General features: G+C 71.8%; 17 protein-coding genes and 1 pseudogene. 4 read left to right on the forward strand and 14 right to left on the reverse strand.

Features of this window, described 5'->3' with window-relative positions; translation table 11 throughout:
- Positions 1-2 precede the first annotated feature (2 nt).
- From AMK16_RS08085 to AMK16_RS08110, 6 genes are all read right to left on the reverse strand, one after another.
- Positions 3-671 carry a YceD family protein gene (locus tag AMK16_RS08085; RefSeq protein ID WP_073911105.1) on the reverse strand — a complete coding sequence of 223 codons (669 nt, stop codon included), beginning with the start codon at positions 669-671 and terminating at the stop codon, positions 3-5.
- Positions 672-782: 111 nt separating this feature from the next.
- Positions 783-1,880, reverse strand: a complete 1,098-nt coding sequence (locus AMK16_RS08090; RefSeq protein ID WP_073911107.1) for a cell division initiation protein — start codon at positions 1,878-1,880, stop codon at positions 783-785.
- A 103-nt stretch (positions 1,881-1,983) separates the two neighbouring features.
- Positions 1,984-2,463 (reverse strand): pantetheine-phosphate adenylyltransferase, encoded by a 480-nt coding sequence (gene coaD, locus AMK16_RS08095; protein WP_199885413.1) that lies wholly within the window; start codon positions 2,461-2,463, stop codon positions 1,984-1,986.
- Positions 2,464-2,492: 29 nt separating this feature from the next.
- Positions 2,493-3,071, reverse strand: coding sequence for a 16S rRNA (guanine(966)-N(2))-methyltransferase RsmD (rsmD, locus tag AMK16_RS08100; RefSeq protein ID WP_073911110.1), 579 nt, complete (start codon positions 3,069-3,071; stop codon positions 2,493-2,495).
- A gap of 58 nt (positions 3,072-3,129) precedes the next feature.
- Positions 3,130-5,325: an ATP-dependent DNA helicase RecG gene (recG, locus tag AMK16_RS08105; protein WP_199885386.1), complete on the reverse strand. Its 2,196-nt coding sequence runs from the start codon at positions 5,323-5,325 to the stop codon at positions 3,130-3,132.
- Positions 5,326-5,370: 45 nt separating this feature from the next.
- Positions 5,371-7,044 carry a DAK2 domain-containing protein gene (locus AMK16_RS08110; protein ID WP_073911111.1) on the reverse strand — a complete coding sequence of 558 codons (1,674 nt, stop codon included), beginning with the start codon at positions 7,042-7,044 and terminating at the stop codon, positions 5,371-5,373.
- A gap of 241 nt (positions 7,045-7,285) precedes the next feature.
- On the opposite strand from AMK16_RS08110, the gene rpmB reads away from it, so the two are divergent.
- Positions 7,286-7,471, forward strand: coding sequence for a 50S ribosomal protein L28 (gene rpmB, locus AMK16_RS08115; protein ID WP_073911113.1), 186 nt, complete (start codon positions 7,286-7,288; stop codon positions 7,469-7,471).
- 102 nt (positions 7,472-7,573) lie between these two features.
- Here rpmB and thiD read toward each other — a convergent pair whose 3' ends face one another.
- Both thiD and AMK16_RS08125 read right to left on the reverse strand, forming a co-directional pair.
- Positions 7,574-8,407 carry a bifunctional hydroxymethylpyrimidine kinase/phosphomethylpyrimidine kinase gene (gene thiD, locus AMK16_RS08120; protein ID WP_073913394.1) on the reverse strand — a complete coding sequence of 278 codons (834 nt, stop codon included), beginning with the start codon at positions 8,405-8,407 and terminating at the stop codon, positions 7,574-7,576.
- 89 nt (positions 8,408-8,496) lie between these two features.
- Positions 8,497-9,480 carry a thiamine-phosphate kinase gene (locus tag AMK16_RS08125; protein WP_073911114.1) on the reverse strand — a complete coding sequence of 328 codons (984 nt, stop codon included), beginning with the start codon at positions 9,478-9,480 and terminating at the stop codon, positions 8,497-8,499.
- A 245-nt stretch (positions 9,481-9,725) separates the two neighbouring features.
- On the opposite strand from AMK16_RS08125, the gene AMK16_RS08130 reads away from it, so the two are divergent.
- On the forward strand, positions 9,726-9,959 hold the full coding sequence (locus AMK16_RS08130; protein WP_073911116.1) for an Lrp/AsnC ligand binding domain-containing protein: 234 nt from the start codon (positions 9,726-9,728) through the stop codon (positions 9,957-9,959).
- Between the two features lie 62 nt (positions 9,960-10,021).
- Positions 10,022-10,504, forward strand: coding sequence for a DUF3515 domain-containing protein (locus AMK16_RS08135; RefSeq protein ID WP_338014422.1), 483 nt, complete (start codon positions 10,022-10,024; stop codon positions 10,502-10,504).
- Between the two features lie 75 nt (positions 10,505-10,579).
- On the opposite strand, the gene AMK16_RS08140 is transcribed toward AMK16_RS08135, so the two are convergent.
- From AMK16_RS08140 to AMK16_RS08150, 3 genes are read right to left on the reverse strand one after another with little or no spacing between them, the layout of a single operon-like run.
- The gene (locus AMK16_RS08140) at positions 10,580-11,737 is read right to left on the reverse strand and encodes a D-alanine--D-alanine ligase family protein (RefSeq protein WP_073911119.1); all 1,158 of its coding nucleotides are present in this window, start codon (positions 11,735-11,737) and stop codon (positions 10,580-10,582) included.
- A 39-nt stretch (positions 11,738-11,776) separates the two neighbouring features.
- Positions 11,777-12,787, reverse strand: coding sequence for an NAD(P)H-dependent glycerol-3-phosphate dehydrogenase (locus AMK16_RS08145; RefSeq protein ID WP_073911120.1), 1,011 nt, complete (start codon positions 12,785-12,787; stop codon positions 11,777-11,779).
- Positions 12,784-13,536 carry a lysophospholipid acyltransferase family protein gene (locus AMK16_RS08150; protein WP_073911122.1) on the reverse strand — a complete coding sequence of 251 codons (753 nt, stop codon included), beginning with the start codon at positions 13,534-13,536 and terminating at the stop codon, positions 12,784-12,786. The genes AMK16_RS08145 and AMK16_RS08150 overlap by 4 nt, the downstream gene beginning before the upstream one ends.
- A 196-nt stretch (positions 13,537-13,732) precedes the next feature.
- Between AMK16_RS08150 and cofC the strand changes: the two are divergent.
- Positions 13,733-14,389: pseudogene (cofC, locus tag AMK16_RS08155) on the forward strand (2-phospho-L-lactate guanylyltransferase); the annotation flags it as partial.
- A 274-nt stretch (positions 14,390-14,663) separates the two neighbouring features.
- Here the strand turns inward: cofC and AMK16_RS08160 are convergent.
- The 3 genes from AMK16_RS08160 to leuD all read right to left on the reverse strand — a co-directional run bounded on the left by AMK16_RS08160 (position 14,664) and on the right by leuD (position 16,454).
- A complete protein-coding gene (locus AMK16_RS08160; protein ID WP_073911123.1) occupies positions 14,664-15,350 on the reverse strand; it encodes an HU family DNA-binding protein in 687 nt (228 codons plus the stop codon).
- Between the two features lie 145 nt (positions 15,351-15,495).
- Positions 15,496-15,723 (reverse strand): hypothetical protein, encoded by a 228-nt coding sequence (locus tag AMK16_RS08165; protein ID WP_073911125.1) that lies wholly within the window; start codon positions 15,721-15,723, stop codon positions 15,496-15,498.
- A gap of 137 nt (positions 15,724-15,860) precedes the next feature.
- Complete coding sequence (gene leuD, locus AMK16_RS08170; protein ID WP_073911126.1) at positions 15,861-16,454, reverse strand: 3-isopropylmalate dehydratase small subunit; 594 nt, start codon at positions 16,452-16,454, stop codon at positions 15,861-15,863.
- Positions 16,455-16,456: the final 2 nt, after the last annotated feature.

Genomic DNA, 16,456 nt, shown 5'->3' on the forward strand with positions numbered 1-16,456 from the left:
GGCTACTTCTCCTGCTTCTCGGCGGCGCTCTGAACGTCGTCAGATGCAGTGCCGCTCATGTTGTCCTTCTCGTCGTCCTGATCGGTCACGACGAGTTCCTGCAATGCCGCCCAACGGATGTCGACGGCGTCATGGTGGTGGTCCGGGTCGTCGTTCAGGCTGAGCCCGCAATCGGGACACAGTCCGAGACAGTCCTCCCGGCACACCGGCTGCAGCGGCAGTGCGAGCACCACCACGTCGCGCAGCACGGGTTCGAGGTCGAACAAGCCGTCCTCGAGAAAGAGCGTGTCCTCGTCGTCCTCGGCGTCGTCGGCCGGTTCCGCCTTGGAGCGGCTCCGGTCGTCGGCGTCAGGGTACGAGAACATCTCCTGGAAGTCCGCCTTGAGCTCGCGCTCCACGGACTCCAGACACCTTACGCACTCCCCGGTCGCCGATGCACGGGCGGTGCCTGTGACGAGCACCCCTTCCATGACCGACTCCAGGCGGAGCCTGAGCTTCAGCGGGGCGCCTTCCGGCACTCCGATGACCCCGGCCAGACCGAGGTCCGCCGGCGCCGCGATCTCACGGGACAGCCGCTGCATGGCACCAGGACGCCGACCCAGCTCGTGCGTGTCGAACACGAGGGGGTTGCGGTGGTCGAGGCGGGTATTCAGGGCCGTTCCTGCTTTCACAGATCGCTGAAGATCAAAGTTTCCGCCGCTCTAGGGCAGCATGGATCGCGGTGCATACGCGCGACCGAACAGCCAGGATACCCGCCGCCGCGCCCAGCGCCCAATCCGGGGCTAGCGTCCCTGTTCGTACTGGCGCAGCTGGTCCAGGTTGATCACGCTCGTGTCGAAGAGGCTGGTCTCGTCGAGCGAGGGCTGCTGCGACGGGTGCACTTGGTGCTCCTGGTGCTCCTGGTACGCCGCGTACGGATCCGGGTGCTGCTGCTGGTAGCCCGCGTACGGATCGGGCTGTACCGGGTAGTGATCGGCGTATCCCGCTTCCGCCGAGGCGGCGCCCTCGTTCGCGTAGGGCTCCTGATGGCCCTGGTAGGCGTAACCGTCCTGCGGCTGCTGGTACTGCGGCTGCTGCTGGTAGGCGTAGGCGTCGTAGGCGGGTTCCGGCCGGCCCGGGGTGGGCGGCGGCGCCTGCGGCTGCGGTTCGGCCAGGCCCGCCAGGAAGTCCGCGTCGCTCGCGGTGCGGGACTGCTGGTCCCCTGCCGCGTCCTGGGCGGCGATGTGGGCGCCGAGGTCGTCCGTCGGCACCCGGCCCAGCAGTTTCTGCCGGCCGCGCCCCACGGCCTCCAGGGTCTTGGACAGGACCGCCTCGAAGGTCGCCAGCTTGGTGTCCACGTAGGCGTCCGCCTGCAGGCGCTGCGTCTCGGGGTCATCGCTGCGCTCGGGCGCTTCCAGGTAGTCCGGGTCCTGGTAGCCCTGGCCGCCTTGGCCCGGGCCGCGGCCGAGGAGCTTCTCCCGGCCGCGGTCCACCGAACCGATGGTCTTGGTGAGGACGACCTCGAAGTTGGCGAGCTTGCTGTCGACGTAGTCGTCGGCCTCGGCCCGGATCTCCTCGGCCTCCCGGCGGGCCTCCTCCAGGATGCGGTCCGCCTCCGCCCGGGAGCGCCGCGCGACCTCGGTGTCGGAGACGAGCGAACCGCGCCGGCTGTGGGCCGACTCGATGATCCGCTCCGCCTCCCGGCGGGCCTCCTCGACCATCTGCTCGCGTCCGCCGAGGAGCTCTTGCGCCTGGGCGAGCGAGCCGGGAAGCGCCTTGCGGACCTCTTCGAGCCGGGCGAGCAGCTCGGCACGGTTGATCACGCAGGAAGCCGACATGGGCATGGACCGGGCGCCGCCGACGGCCGCGACGATCTCGTCGAGCTTCTTCTGCACGTCCATGGGGGCTCGCACTCTCTCGGCCTCGGGCGGTTCCTGAGACGGACGCAACGACTGTAAGGCCACCGGGCGGACCCCCGACACTGACTGACGTGCCGTCAGGAACTCAGCGGTCCCGCAGGCGCGCCATCAGCGCGGTGTGCACGTGCGCGGGCAGCAGGTGGGCGACGTCGCCGCCCCAGGCGGCGACCTCCTTGACCAGCGAGGAGGACAGGAAGCTGTAGGTGGGGTTGGTCGGCACGAAGAGCGTCTCGACGCCCGACAGCCCGATGTTCATCTGGGCCATCTGCAGCTCGTAGTCGAAGTCGCTGACGGCGCGCAGGCCCTTGACGATGGCGGGGATGTCCCGCTGCTTGCAGAAGTCGACGAGCAGGCCGTGAAAGGCTTCGACCTGGATGTTCCCGTAGTCGGCCGTGGCCTCGCGGATCAGCTCGATCCGCTCCTCGACGGTGAACAGCCCCTGCTTGGACTGGTTGATCATCACGGCGACGTGGACCACGTCGTAGAGCCGCGAGGCCCTGCCGATGATGTCGAGGTGTCCGTTGGTGATGGGGTCGAACGACCCCGGACAGACGGCGCGGCGCAAGTGAAGTCCCTCGCTCTCCGGTGTGGACATCATGAATCTTCGCTGGTGAAGGCGGCGCGACCGTACCAAAGGGTGCCTTCGCCGTACTTCCGCGACCGGAGCGGCTCGAAGCCCTCGGGCCACGGGAAGGCACCGCTCCTGGTGCTGCGCTCCACGGTGACGAGCGCATCGTCGGTGAGCCAGCCATTGGAGCGGAGTGTGAGGAGGATCTCCCGGAGATCGTCGTGCCCGACGGCGTACGGCGGGTCCAGGAAGACGATGTCGTACGGCGCGGCCTGCGCCGCGGCCGCGACGACCTGCTCGGCCTTGCCGGCGCGGAATTCGGCGCCGGGCAGGCCCACCGCCGCGATGTTGTCCCGGATGGCCTTGGCGGCCTTGGCGTCGGGTTCGACCAGCAGGGCGTGGTCCGCCCCGCGGGAGAGGGCTTCCAGGCCCACGGCGCCGGAGCCCGCGAACAGGTCGAGCACCCGGGCCCCCTCCACGCCGTGGAGCGATTCCCAGGTGGAGAAGAGGCCTTCGCGCATCCGGTCGGAGGTCGGGCGGGTGCCGGTGCCGGGGGGCACGGCGAGCCGTCGCCCGCCGGCGCTGCCGGCGATCACGCGGGTCATCTGGGGTCCTTCGTACGGCGCTCGGGGAGGTGGCAGCTCCCACGATAGGTCGTGCCGCTCAGCCCTTCTCCAGGTACTGCTCGCGTTCGGTGTCCAGCAGGGCGTCCAGGGCGGTCCGCAGGCCGGGCAGCCGCTGCAGTCCGGGGTCCTCGGCGACGACGCGGCCGGCCTCCTCGCGGGCCTGGGCGATGACCTCCTCGTCCTCGATGACGGCGAGCATCCGCAGCGAGGAGCGCACTCCGGACTGGGCCTGGCCCAGCACGTCGCCCTCGCGGCGCTGCTCCAGGTCGATCCGGGAGAGCTCGAAGCCGTCGAGGGTGGCGGCGACGGCGGCCAGCCGGGCCCGGGCGGGGCTCGCCTCGTGCATCTCGCTGACCAGCAGGCACAGACCGGGCGCGGAGCCGCGGCCGACGCGGCCGCGGAGCTGGTGGAGCTGGGAGACGCCGAACCGGTCCGCATCCATGATCACCATCACGGTGGAGTTGGGGACGTTCACCCCGACCTCGATGACGGTGGTCGCGACCAGCACCTTGACCTCGCCGGCGGCGAAGCGGCGCATCACGTCGTCCTTGTCGGCCGGGTCCATCCGCCCGTGCAGGACTTCGACGGCGAGCCCGGCCAGCGGCCCCTTGGCGAGCTCTTCGGCGATCTCCAGGACGGCCAGCGGTGGCCGTTTGTCGCCGTCCTCCCCGGCCTCCTTCTTCTTCCTGGGCTCGTCCTCGCCGTCGCCGATGCGCGGGCAGACCACGTACGCCTGGTGGCCCTTCTCCACTTCCTCACGCACGCGCTCCCAGGCCCGGGCGAGGAAGTGCGGCTTGTCCTTGGCCGGGACCACGTGGGTGGCGATCGGCGAGCGCCCGGCGGGCAGCTGGTCGAGGACCGAGGTCTCCAGGTCGCCGAAGACCGTCATGGCGACGGTGCGCGGGATGGGCGTCGCCGTCATGACGAGCAGGTGCGGGGGCTGCTTGCCCTTCGAGCGCAGGGCGTCGCGCTGCTCGACGCCGAAGCGGTGCTGTTCGTCCACGACGACGAGGCCGAGGTCGTGGAAGCGGACCTTGTCCTCGATCAGCGCGTGGGTGCCGATCACGATGCCGGCCTCACCGGTGACCAGGTCGAGCAGGGCCTGCCGTCGGGCCGCCGTCCCCATGGAGCCGGTGAGCAGCACCACCTTGGTGCCCCGGTCGGATCCGCCGAGCATGCCGCCCTCGGCCAGCTCGCCCATCATCTCGGTGACGGACCGGTGGTGCTGCTGTGCGAGGACCTCGGTGGGCGCGAGCATCGCGGCCTGCCCGCCGGAGTCGACGACGGCGAGCATGGCGCGCAGGGCGACCATGGTCTTCCCCGAGCCGACCTCGCCCTGGAGGAGGCGGTGCATGGGATGGCTGGTGGCCAGGTCGTCGAAGATCTCCTTCGAGACGTTCTCCTGGCCGGCGGTAAGGGTGAAGGGCAGCTTGGCGTCGAAGGAGTCCAGCAGGCCGCCGGGGGTGGGGCGGCGGGGGACGGCCGGGAGCTGGGAGTCGGCGTGCCGGCGCCGGGCCAGGGCCACCTGGAGGACGAAGGCCTCGTCCCACTTCAGCCGCTGCCGGGCGTCCTCGACGTCGGCCTTGGCCGCCGGGCGGTGGATCTTGAGCAGGGCCTCCGGCAGCGGGATCAGTCCGCGGCCCTCGCGCAGGGCGGGCGGGAGCGGGTCCACGGTGTCCTGGACGCGGGGCAGGACCGCGTCGACCGCCTTGGAGATCTTCCAGGACTCCAGCTTGGCGCACGCCGGGTAGATCGGGATGAGCCGGCTCGCGAAGGCGGCCGCCGCGTCGCTCTCGCCCGCCTCCGCACCGAGGGGTTCGTAGGCGGGGTGCGCCAGCTGGAGCTTGTGGTTGAACTTCGAGACCTTGCCGGCGAACATCGCCCGGCTGCCGGGCAGCAGCTCCTTGTGGGGCTTGTGCACGCCGGCGCCGAAGAAGACCAGCTGGAGCCGGCCGCTGCCGTCGGTGATGGTCACCTCCAGCCGTTTGCCCCGGCCGCCGTTGAAGGTGAGGATCCGGGCGTCGGCGACCTGGGCGACGACGGTCACGTGCTCGTCGATCTGGTCGGCGAGCTCGGTCAGGGAGGTCAGCTCCCCGCGCTCGGCGTAGCGCCGGGGGTAGTGGTGCAGCAGGTCCAGGGCCGTGTGCAGGCCGAGCTGCTCGGCCAGCACCTTGGCGGTGGCGGGGCCGAGCGTCTTCTTGAGGTCTTCGTCGAGCGCGGGCACGTGTCCCATTGCACACCATGGCGCTGACAAGGCCCGCCTTCGACCCCTGTTCCTCTATTCGACGCCGATGAGGAGCGGCGCCGAATACCGCCCGCCCCGGTAGGTGACGGTGTCGACGGCCAGATGCCCCTGCTGGACGTATGCCTCCAGGCGCTCGGCGAGGGAGTCGGGCACCTCGGGTCCCAGGACCAGGGTGACGAGTTCGCCGCCGGAGCCCAGCATCCGCTCCAGCACCGCCTGCGCCGTCTCGGCCAGGCCCGGACCGATGACGGCGACGTCGCCGTCGATGAGGCCGAGGACGTCGCCGGCCTGGCAGATCCCGGCCGAGGTGAAGGACTGCCGTTCGGCGACGGCCAGTTCCCCGTAGCGGGTGGCCCCGGCGGCCGCGGTCATGGTGACCACGTCCTCGTCGAAGCTGCCGTCCGGGTCGTGCACGGCGAGGGCGGCCAGGTCCTGGACGGCGGAGCGGGTGGGGATCACGGCCACCCGCACGCCGTCGGCGCGGGCCTGTTCGGCGGCGGCGGCCGCGGCCTCGCGCAGTGCGGTGCCGCCCTGCAGCAGGACCACCTCGCGGGCGTGCGCGCGCCGGACGGCGTCGACGAGCTCCGCGACGGCCGGGACCTGCCCGTGGGGCGCGAGCACGGTGGTCGCGCCCGCCTCCCCGCACAGCCCGGCCAGTCCTTCGCCGGGGGCGACGGCGACCACGGCCCGCTGGGCGCGCTCGCCCCGGGCCCGGCGGCGTTCGTCGCCGAAGTGCGTGATGCGTATGCGGTAGGGGCGGCCGGCCACGACCGCGGCCTCCACGGCGGCGCCCGGGTCGTCCACGTGCACGTGGACGTTCCACAGCCCCTCGCCGCCGACCACGACCAGGGAGTCGCCCAGTGCGTCCAGGCGCGCGCGCAGCTCCCCGACCGCGGCCTCGGACGCCTCCAGCAGGTAGATCACCTCGTATGCGGGCCCGTCGTGCTCCCGCTCGCACGGATCGGGGGTCAGCGGGACGTCCACGGTCCGTCCGGGCACCGGTTCGGGGGCCGGCTCCCGGCCGGACAGGGCCTGCCAGAGGGCGCCGAGTACGGCGACCAGCCCGCAGCCCCCGGCGTCGACCACCCCGGCCCGGCCCAGTGCGGCCAGCTGCCCCGGGGTCTCGGCCAGGGCGGCGCGGGCCGCGTCGTAGGCGGCCCGCGCCACCTCGGCGGCGGTCCCCGCGGCTCCCCCGGCGGCCTCGCCGGCCCGGGCTGCCGCGGCGGCGACGGTGAGCATGGTGCCTTCCACCGGGTGCGCGACGGCCGTGTACGCCTCCTGCGCGGCCCGGGTCAGGGCCTGGGCCAGCAGCCTGCCGGGGCCCCGCCCCGCGGGTTCCTCGCCGAGGACGTCGGCGACCCCGCGCAGCAGCTGCGCCAGGATCGTCCCGGAGTTCCCGCGGGCGCCGAGGAGCGCCCCGTGCGCGTAGGCCCGTACGGCCCGGGACAGGGGGGCCTGCGCTGTGGCATCGCTCACGCCGTCGGCCTCCGGGGTCGCCCGGGGCTCGTCGCGGAGGGTCTGGGTCAGCGCGCGGTCGGCCGCCTCGGCGGTGAGGTAGAGGTTGGTGCCGGTGTCGGCATCGGCCACCGGGTAGACGTTGATCGCGTCGATGTCCTCGCGGGCCCGGCCCAGTGCGGCCAGGGCCAGCGAGCTCCAGGCGCGCACCGCTTCGGCGTCGAGGGCGTGCGGCTGGGGCTCGTGTGGCACCGGGCGTTCCTCCTTGTGCGGGCCAGCGTTCACCGCAGGGTAACGAAGGACCGTGCGGGCGTCCGGACCGCGGGGCGGCGGCCGTGGGGGCCGTGGTAGTTTTCTTGGACCGACGCAGTCGTTGTATGCTGCTCCGGTTGCCCGATGAGAGTCGGGACATTCCCCCGGCAAACCACTTCAGACCCCTGAATCCGGTGCGCCGGTTTCACTGTAAGTGCACCTGAAGTCTTTGGAGTGACCTGTGGCTGCCAACTGCGACGTTTGCGCCAAGGGGCCGAGCTTCGGCAACAGCATCTCCCACTCGCACCGCCGCACCTCGCGTCGCTGGAACCCGAACATCCAGCGCGTCCGTGCCGTGGTCAATGGGACGCCGAAGCGCCTCAACGCCTGCACCTCGTGCATCAAGGCCGGCAAGGTCTCGCGCTGACGCCTCCCGTCGTAGCGCAGCCCTTTCCGGTTGCAAGAAGGCCGGTTCACCTCTGGTGAACCGGCCTTTTGCCTTTCCCGCGACGGTTCGGCCCAGCGGCTCTCACCGCCACCGCCAGGCGTGATCAACCGGGCCGATGCCCCCGCCGAGCGCGAAGCCGGCGGCGAGGGCGCCCGTGACGTACTCCTTGGCGGCGGTCACCGCCTCCGCGACGGCCAGCCCCTTCGCCAGGCCCGCGGCGACGGCGCTCGCGAGGGTGCAGCCCGTGCCGTGGGTGTGGCGGTTGTCGTGCCGGGGGGCCCGCAGCCACCGCTCGGTGGTGCCGTCGCTCAGCAGGTCCACGGCCGTGCCGCCGTGCTCCGCCAGGTGCCCGCCCTTGATCAGCGCCCACCGGGGCCCGTACCCGAGGATCGCGTCGGCGGCCCGGCGCATGTCGTCCTCGGTCCGTACGGCCACGCCCGTGAGCTGCGCCACCTCGTCCAGGTTGGGCGTGGCCACGGTGGCCCGCGGGAGGAGCTCCTGGCGTACGGCGTCCAGCGCCGAGGCGGCGAGCAGCGCGTCCCCGTGCTTGGAGACGCCGACGGGGTCCACGACGACGGGGGCGGGGGTGCTCGCCAGCAGGGCGGCCACCGTCTCCACCAGCACGGCCGAGGAGAGCATCCCGGTCTTCACGGCCTGGACGCCGATGTCTTCGACGACGGCCCGGTACTGGGCGGTGACGGCCTCGGCGGGCAACTCCCAGGCTCCCCGTACCCCCAGGGAGTTCTGCGCGGTCACGGCGGTCACCACGCTCATGCCGTGGACGCCGAGGGCCAGCATGGTCTTGAGGTCGGCCTGGATGCCCGCGCCGCCGCCGGAGTCGGATCCGGCGACGGTCAGGCACAGCGGCGGGGCGCCGTAGCGGGCGCTCGCGGCGCTTGTGGCGGTGTCCTGCACGGCGTTCCCCGCGGTGTCCCGCCCGGCGCTCCCCGCGGTGTCCTGCACGGCGCTCCCGGTGGCCCCGGCGCTCCCGGACTTCGGACCGCTCACAGCGGGCTGTCCTCCGGAGCCGGGTCGGCGCCGAAGTGGTCCCAGCCGCCGGTGCTGGTCCACGGGGCGCCGTCGACGGTGACCTGGGGCAGGGCGGAGCGGTTCAGGACGCTGCCGATGACCTTCCAGCGGGCCGGGAGCTTCACGTCGGGCGGGAAGGTGGCCACGATCGCGTGGTCCTCTCCCCCGGTGAGGACCCACTGGAGCGGGTCCACGCCGACGGCCTGCCCGATGTCGTGCATCTGCGTCGGGATGTCCACGGCCCCCGAGCGCAGGTCGATCCGCACCTTGCTGGCCTCGGCGATGTGCCCGAGGTCGGCGATCAGGCCGTCGCTGACGTCGGTCATGGCGGTGGCGCCGAGCCCGGCCGCCGCGGGGCCCGCGTGGTACGGCGGTTCGGGGCGGCGGTGGGCCTCGACGAAGGCCCGCGGGGAGCGGAAGCCGCGCGAGAGCACGGCGAAGCCGGCGGCGGACCAGCCCAGCCAGCCGGTGACGGCGACGACGTCGCCGGGCTGGGCGCCGGAGCGCAGGACGGGTTCGTGGTTGCGCAGGTCGCCGAGGGCGGTGATGGCGACGGTGATGGTGTCGCCGCGTACGACGTCGCCGCCGACCACGGCCGCGCCCGCCACCTGGCACTCGTCGCGGATGCCGTCCATCAGCTCGGTGGGCCAGGTGACCGGGAGTTCGGCCGGGACGACGAGGCCGAGGAGGAGCGCGGTGGGCACCGCGCCCATGGCGGCGATGTCGGCGAGGTTCTGCGCGGCGGCCTTGCGGCCGACGTCGTAGGCCGTGGACCAGTCCCGCCGGAAGTGCCTGCCCTCCAGCAGGATGTCGGTGCTCGCCACGACCCGCCGGTCGGGGGCCGACACCACCGCGGCATCGTCGCCCGGACCGAGCCGGACCGCCGGGGTGGTGGTGAGCCGTGAGGTGAGCTCCCGAATGAGCCCGAACTCCCCCAGCTCGCCCACAGTGCCCTTCATCGCTGTGCCCCTTCTTGCCCAGTCCGCTTGCGGTCGCGAGCCGTCACAGCTCCGGGTACCGTCAACAGATACGTCAACTTCTGCTCTCCGTACGCCCCGCCGTGCGTGGCGCGGGGCCCGCGGGTCTCCCCGCGGCACGCGGCGACGCGGTACCGTGGCGTCCCTTCTTCCCCCGGCCCTCTCCGTCGTGCGGGGTCCACCCGAAGGTTAGGGGAAATGATCCTCGTGGCCGCCCTGGAGGTTCCGTGGTACAGGCGTACATCCTCATCCAGACCGAGGTGGGCAAGGCGTCGTTCGTCGCCGAGTCCATCGGCCAGATCGCGGGGGTGATCCAGGCCGAGGACGTGACGGGCCCGTACGACGTGATCGTGCGCGCCCAGGCCGACACCGTCGACGAACTCGGTCGCATGGTCGTGGCCAAGGTCCAGCAGGTGGAGGGGATCACCCGCACCTTGACCTGCCCGGTGGTCCATCTGTAGCCCCCGTCTACTCTTGGCCGGTGATGTCCCTCCACCGCCGGCCCGTCCGTCTCTTGTCGGCCTTGCCGGCCTTGTCCGCCGTGCCCGCCGCGGCGGCCGTACTGGCCCTCGCGGCGTGTTCCCCCGGCGGTTCCGCGGCCGGGGTGGCTCCGCCCCCCAGTCCGCCCGCCGACGTCGCGGGGCTCTGTGCGGCACTGCACAAGGAGCTCCCGGAGAAGGTGGCCGGTCTGGCGCGGACCCCGACCGAGCCGGAGTCCGCTCTGACCGCCGCGTGGGGCGGCTCGGCGATCGTACTGCGGTGCGGTGTCCCCAAACCCCCCGAGATGGCCGATCCGAACCAGGAGGGCGTCCACGTGAACGGGGTCGCCTGGCTGCTGGAGAAGGTTCCCGACGGTGCCGGCGGGGGCTTCCGGTTCGTCACCGGCATGCGCCTGGCCTACACGGAGGTCCGCGTCGACAAGGAGCACGCCACCGATGCGGGGATGCTGGTCGGGCTGTCCGCGGCGATCGCCGCGACCGTGCCCGAGGGCATCTCCTCCTACTGAGCACACCGCCGCCCGCCGGCCCGTGCCCTTGCGGGCGGGCCGGCGGGCGGTCGGCTGCGGGCGGCGGTCAGCCGGCTAGCGCAGTCCCGTGGAGCGGCGCAGGGCGGCCTGGATCAGCAGGTCGACCAGCTCCGGGTACTCGATGCCCGACTCCTGCCACATCCGCGGGTACATGGAGATGGGGGTGAAGCCCGGCATGGTGTTGATCTCGTTGATGACGAAGGTGCCGTCCTCGGTGAGGAAGAAGTCGGCGCGCACCAGACCCTCGCAGGAGGCGGCCTCGAAGGCCTCGATCGCGAGCCGCTGCACTTCGGCGGTCTGCTCCGGGGTGAGCGGGGCGGGCACGATCCCGGAGGCGGAGTCGATGTACTTCGCCTCGAAGTCGTAGAAGTCGTGGCTGGAGACCGGCGGGATCTCGGCGGGTGCGCTGGCGCGCGGGCCGTCCTCGAATTCCAGGACGCCGCACTCGATCTCGCGACCGCGCAGCAGCGCCTCCACGATGATCTTCGGGTCGTGGCGGCGGGCCTCCTCGACGGCGGCGTCCAGGCCGCCGACGTCGTCGACCTTGGTGATGCCGATGGAGGAGCCGGCGCGGGCGGGCTTGACGAACAGCGGCCAGCCGTGTTCGGCGGCGAAGTCGAGGATCCTCGCGCGGGCGGCGTCCCGTCCGCGCTCCCACTCGCGGGGGCGGATGGTCACGTACGGGCCGACCCGCAGCCCGAAGGAGGTGAACACCCGCTTCATGTAGTCCTTGTCCTGGCCGACGGCCGAGGCGAGGACGCCCGAGCCGACGTACGGGACGCCGGAGAGCTCCAGGAGGCCCTGGAGGGTGCCGTCCTCACCGTAGGGGCCGTGCAGCACGGGGAAGACGACGTCGACCTCGCCGAGGGCCTTGGGGACGGCGCCCGGCTCGGTGTAGACGACCTCGCGGCTGGCGGGGTCGACCGAGAGCACGACGGCGCCGTCCTCGGAGTCGGCGAGCTCCTCGACGCTGGGGAGCTTGCGGTCGGCGATGGCCATCCGTGACGGCTCGTCGGCGGTCAGTGCCCACCGGCCGTCCGTGGTGATGCCGATGGGCAGCACCTCGTACTTGGAGCGGTCGATGGAGCGCAGCACCGCGCCCGCCGTGACGACCGAGATGGCGTGTTCCGAGCTGCGGCCGCCGAACACGACGGCCACGCGGGGCTTGCGGCCCTGCTGCTCAGGGCTCTGGGGGAGGTTCTCGCTGCTCATATCGCCACGAGGGTACCCGCTCACACGTCCGGATCGGTGTCAGCGACGTTCCGGCTTGGCGCTGCGTCCCATGAGTTCCTTCAGGGCGACCAGCGTCGGCTTGCCGTGGTGGACGATGTCGACCACGGTCTCGGTGATGGGCATGTCCACTCCGTGCCGGTGGGCCAGATCGGCCACGGACTGGCAGGACTTGACTCCCTCGGCGGTCTGCCGGGTGACCGCGATGGTCTCCTCCAGGGTCATCCCGCGGCCGAGGTTGGTGCCGAAGGTGTGGTTCCGGGAGAGCGGCGAGGAGCAGGTGGCGACCAGGTCGCCGAGTCCGGCGAGGCCGGCGAAGGTCAGCGGGTCGGCGCCCATCGCCAGGCCCAGACGGGTCGTTTCGGCGAGGCCGCGGGTGATGAGCGAGCCCTTGGTGTTGTCGCCCAGGCCCATGCCGTCCGCGATGCCGACGGCGAGGCCGATGACGTTCTTGACGGCGCCGCCGAGCTCGCACCCGATGACGTCGGTGTTGGTGTACGGCCGGAAGTACGGGGTGTGGCAGGCGGCCTGCAGGCGCTGGGCGACGGTCTCGTCCCCGCAGGCGACGACGCAGGCGGCGGGCTGGCGGGCGGCGATCTCGCGGGCCAGGTTGGGCCCGGTGACGACCGCGATGCGCTCGGCGGGGACCTTGGCCACCTCTTCGATGACCTCGCTCATCCGCTTGGCGGTGCCGAGTTCGATGCCCTTCATGAGGGAGACGAGCACGGTGTCGGGGGCCAGCAGCGGCGCCCACGCGGCGAGGTTGCCGCGCAGCGTCTGGGAGGGGACGGCGAGAACGGTGAAGTCGGCGCCGTCGGCGGCCTCGGCCGGGTCGGTGGTGGCGCGCAGGTTCCCGGGCAGTTCGACGCCCGGCAGGTAGTCGGGGTTGGTCCGGCCGGTGTTGACGGCGTCGGCCAGCTCCTGCCGGCGGCCCCAGAGGGTCACCTCGCAGCCGGCGTCGGCGAGCACCATGCCGAAGGCCGTGCCCCAGGAACCGGTTCCGTAGACGGCTGCCTTCACTGGACGTGTCACTTCTTGCCCTCCCCCGCGGCCTTGCGCCGCTGCTGCGCCCTGGCGTTGCGATGGTCGTACGGCTGCTCGGGAGCGGGCTCTCCGCGCACTTCCTCCAGCAGCCCGGTGACGGCCGCCATGATGACGGCGGTGACCTCCTTGAGCAGCTCCGGGGTGGGTTCCCGGTCGTAGTAGGCCGAGAGGTCCACGGGGGGTCCGGCGAGCACCTGGAGGGTCTTGCGCGGGAAGAGGCGCACCTTGTCCTTGCGGGCGTAGGGCGGCATCGCGAGGTTCGCGCCCCACTGCGCCACCGGAATGACGGGCGCCCTGGTGATCAGCGCGACACGGGCGGCGCCGGTCTTGCCGGCCATGGGCCACATGTCGGGATCCCGGGTGAGGGTGCCCTCCGGGTAAAAGGCCACGCATTCGCCGCGCTCGATCGCGTCCACCGCGGCCCGGAATGCGTCCAGGGCGTTGGTGGTCTCCCGGTAGACCGGAATCTGACCGGAGCCGCGCAGGATCGCGCCGACAATGGGCACCTTGAAGAGGGCCGCCTTGGCGAGCAATCGGGGCACACGGCCGGTGTTGTACTGGAAGTGCGCGTAGGACAGCGGGTCCAGATACGAGTTGTGATTGACGGCGGTGATGAATCCGCCTTCGGCCGGAATGTGCTCCATTCCCCGCCAGTCCCGCTTGAACAGCACTACCAGCGGCGGTTTCGCGATGACCGCCGCCAGGCGGTACCAGAAGCCGATTCTGCGGCGGGACACTCGGACACCTTCCTCTAGGACCGGACCGGTGTGCGCGGCGTGGGCACCCCATGGGCCGGGCAAGTCTCGCTCCGGGCCCGGTCTCTGTCGAGAACACCGTACGCCCCGCTCAGGCCGCCGGACCCCCGGGTGGCCCGGCGGAGGGGACAATGGGCCGACACATGACCGGGCCGTGACCTGCCCGTGGTCCGGGGAGGTGCCGCAGCGCGCCGGAGGGAAGGGGTCGGCCACGAACGCCGTCTGGAGCCTGGTGGTCCCGCTGAAGCCCCTGGCATCGGCCAAGAGCCGTCTCGCGGCGGCGGTGGGCGCCTCCCGTCCGGGGCTGGCGCTCGCCTTCGCCCAGGACACGGTGGCGGCGGCGCTGGCCTGCGGTCCGGTCGCCGATGTGGTGGTCGTCACGGACGACGTCCTGGCCGGCGGGGAGCTGGCGCGGCTGGGTGCGCGGATCGTGCCGGACTCGCCGGGAGCGGGGCTCAACGCGGCGCTGGCCCACGGGGCGCGTGCGGTACGGGCGGGGCGGCCGCGGGCCGCGGTGGCGGCGATGAACGCGGACCTGCCGGCACTGCGGCCAACCGAATTGCTACGCGTGCTCGAAAACGCCTCGGTATTTCCCCGGGCATTTCTGGCGGATGCGGCCGGAATCGGGACGACGTTGCTTTCCGCTGCTCCGGACGTGGAATTGTCGCCCTCGTTCGGCGGCCTCTCGCGAGCCCGGCATTCGGCTTCGGGGGCGGTGGAAATCACCGCGCCGGGGGTGGACAGCGTGCGCAGGGACGTGGACACGGTGGAGGACCTGCGGGCGGCCCTCGCCCTCGGTGTGGGGCCCCACACCGCCCGATACAGTGCCGGTATGCAGGCGACCGCGTACACGTACGACTCCCAGACCCGCAGCGGCAGCGTGCTGCTGGACGACGGCACGCCGGTGCCCTTCGAGGCGCCGGCCTTCGACGCGGGCGGCCTGCGCCTGCTGCGGCCCGGTCAGCGGGTGCGCATCGAGACGGACGGCGAAGGTCCGGCGCTGCGGATCACCCTGGTCACGCTGCAGACCTTCTGACCTGCGCGGGGACGCACCGCGGGCCGGCTTCCCCCACGGAGGGGAAACCGGCCCGGCGTGTGTGACGTCGCCCCTACTTGCTGCGGGCGGCGGTCTTCTTCGCGGTGGCCTTGCGCGTCGCCGTCTTCTTGGCGGGCGCCTTCGTCGCCGCGGTGGCCTTCTTGGCGGCCGGGGCGGTCTTCTTCGCGGTGGCGGTGGTCTTCTTCGCCGCCGGGGAAGCCTTCTTGGCGGTGGAGGCGGCCGTGGCCTTCTTCGCCGTGGAGGTCGCCTTCTTCGCGGTGGGCGTGCTCTTGACCGCGGTCTTCTTCGCCGTCGCCGTGGTCTTCTTGGCGGTGGTCTTCTTCGCGGCCGTGGTCTTCGCCGCCGTCTTCTTGGCGGTGGTGGCCTTCTTCGCGGCGGCCTTCTTCACCGTCGCGGAAGCGCCACCGGTCAGGCTGCCCTTGGGCGCCTTCTTCACCGAGACCTCGCCCCCCTTGGGGAGCTTCTTGGTGCCGCTGACCAGGTCCTTGAAGCCCTGGCCCGCACGGAAGCGGGGCACCGAGGTCTTCTTGACCCGGACGCGCTCTCCCGTCTGGGGGTTGCGGGCGTAACGGGCCGGGCGGTCGACTTTCTCGAACGAGCCGAAGCCCGTGACCGAGACCCGGTCGCCTCCGACGGTGGCCCGGACGATCGCGTCCAGTACCGCGTCGACGGCGTCCGCGGCCTGCTGGCGGCCGCCCAGCTTGTCGGCAATCGCTTCTACGAGCTGCGCCTTGTTCAACGTCTTCCCCTTCGGAGACTTCGCCAGAACGAATGTGTTCAAGCTTATTTCGCACGTTAGGCGGATATATACCGCAAATCAAACACGAAACGGGCTAATCACCCTAGTGCCGCAACGCTGTAGGCCGTTACGGAGTTCCTTCGCATCAGTCGCCTTCAGGGAATCGACCCTCGTCGAGGTCCTTCATCAACCTGTCCAGGCGCCTTGCCGCATCGGCGAGATCGTGCTTCGCCGCAGCCGTGACGACCAACAGCTTCCGGGACAGCGCCATCCTTACGCCCTCCGGGACTTGCAGTGAGCGCACCCTTGCGTGCGCTTCTTTCAGCCGGTCCGCGAGCAGTCCGTAGAGCTCAAGTTGACTGTCGCGTTCCATGCACAGATTGTGCCATCTGGGGCGAGTTGTCGCCTCACGGGGCCTCAACACACAGCTGTGCCCCCCACCGGATGGTGGAGGGCACAGTGTGGGCGACGGTATCGGCCAAAGGCGAATAAGCGCTGATCAGGCTGGAATCAGACGCGAATCGTGCGCGGTTTGAAGGCCGGGCGGGTGCTTTCGTACGCGGCGATGTCCGCTTCGTTCTGAAGGGTGAGCGAGATGTCGTCCAGCCCCTCCAGCAGCCGCCAGCGGGCGTTGTCGTCGAGTTCGAACTCCGCCTCGACGCCCTGCGCCCGCACCTTGCGGTCGACCAGGTCGACGGTGACCTCGGCGGCGGGGTCGGCCTCGGTCAGCTCCCACAGCCGCTCGACGGTCTCCTGCGGCAGGACGACGGTCAGCAGGCCGTTCTTCAGCGAGTTCCCGCGGAAGATGTCGGCGAAGCGGGAGGAGATGACCGTCTTGAAGCCGAAGTTCTGCAGGGCCCAGACGGCGTGCTCGCGCGAGGAACCGGTCCCGAAGTCCGGGCCCGCGATCAGGACGCTCGCCCCGGCGCGCTCGGGGCGGTTGGTGATGAACTCCGGGTCCTTGCGCCAGGCCTCGAAGAGCCCGTCCTCGAACCCGTCGCGGGTGATCTTCTTCAGCCAGTGGGCCGGGATGATCTGGTCGGTGTCGACGTTGCTGCGGCGCAGCGGGACGGCCCGGCCGGTGTGGGTGGTGAAGGCTTCCATGG

The organism is Streptomyces sp. CB00455, from assembly GCF_001905445.1.
Taxonomy (GTDB): domain Bacteria; phylum Actinomycetota; class Actinomycetes; order Streptomycetales; family Streptomycetaceae; genus Streptomyces.

Coding starts and splice junctions, on each gene's coding strand:
- recG (WP_199885386.1), bottom strand. CDS start 5,325: ATGGGACACGTGCCCGCGCTCGACGAAGACCTCAAGAAGACGCTCGGC.
- AMK16_RS08165 (WP_073911125.1), bottom strand. CDS start 15,723: ATGGAACGCGACAGTCAACTTGAGCTCTACGGACTGCTCGCGGACCGG.
- leuD (WP_073911126.1), bottom strand. CDS start 16,454: ATGGAAGCCTTCACCACCCACACCGGCCGGGCCGTCCCGCTGCGCCGC.
- AMK16_RS08125 (WP_073911114.1), bottom strand. CDS start 9,480: ATGAAGGGCACTGTGGGCGAGCTGGGGGAGTTCGGGCTCATTCGGGAG.
- AMK16_RS08090 (WP_073911107.1), bottom strand. CDS start 1,880: ATGGACGTGCAGAAGAAGCTCGACGAGATCGTCGCGGCCGTCGGCGGC.
- AMK16_RS08140 (WP_073911119.1), bottom strand. CDS start 11,737: ATGAGCAGCGAGAACCTCCCCCAGAGCCCTGAGCAGCAGGGCCGCAAG.
- rsmD (WP_073911110.1), bottom strand. CDS start 3,071: ATGACCCGCGTGATCGCCGGCAGCGCCGGCGGGCGACGGCTCGCCGTG.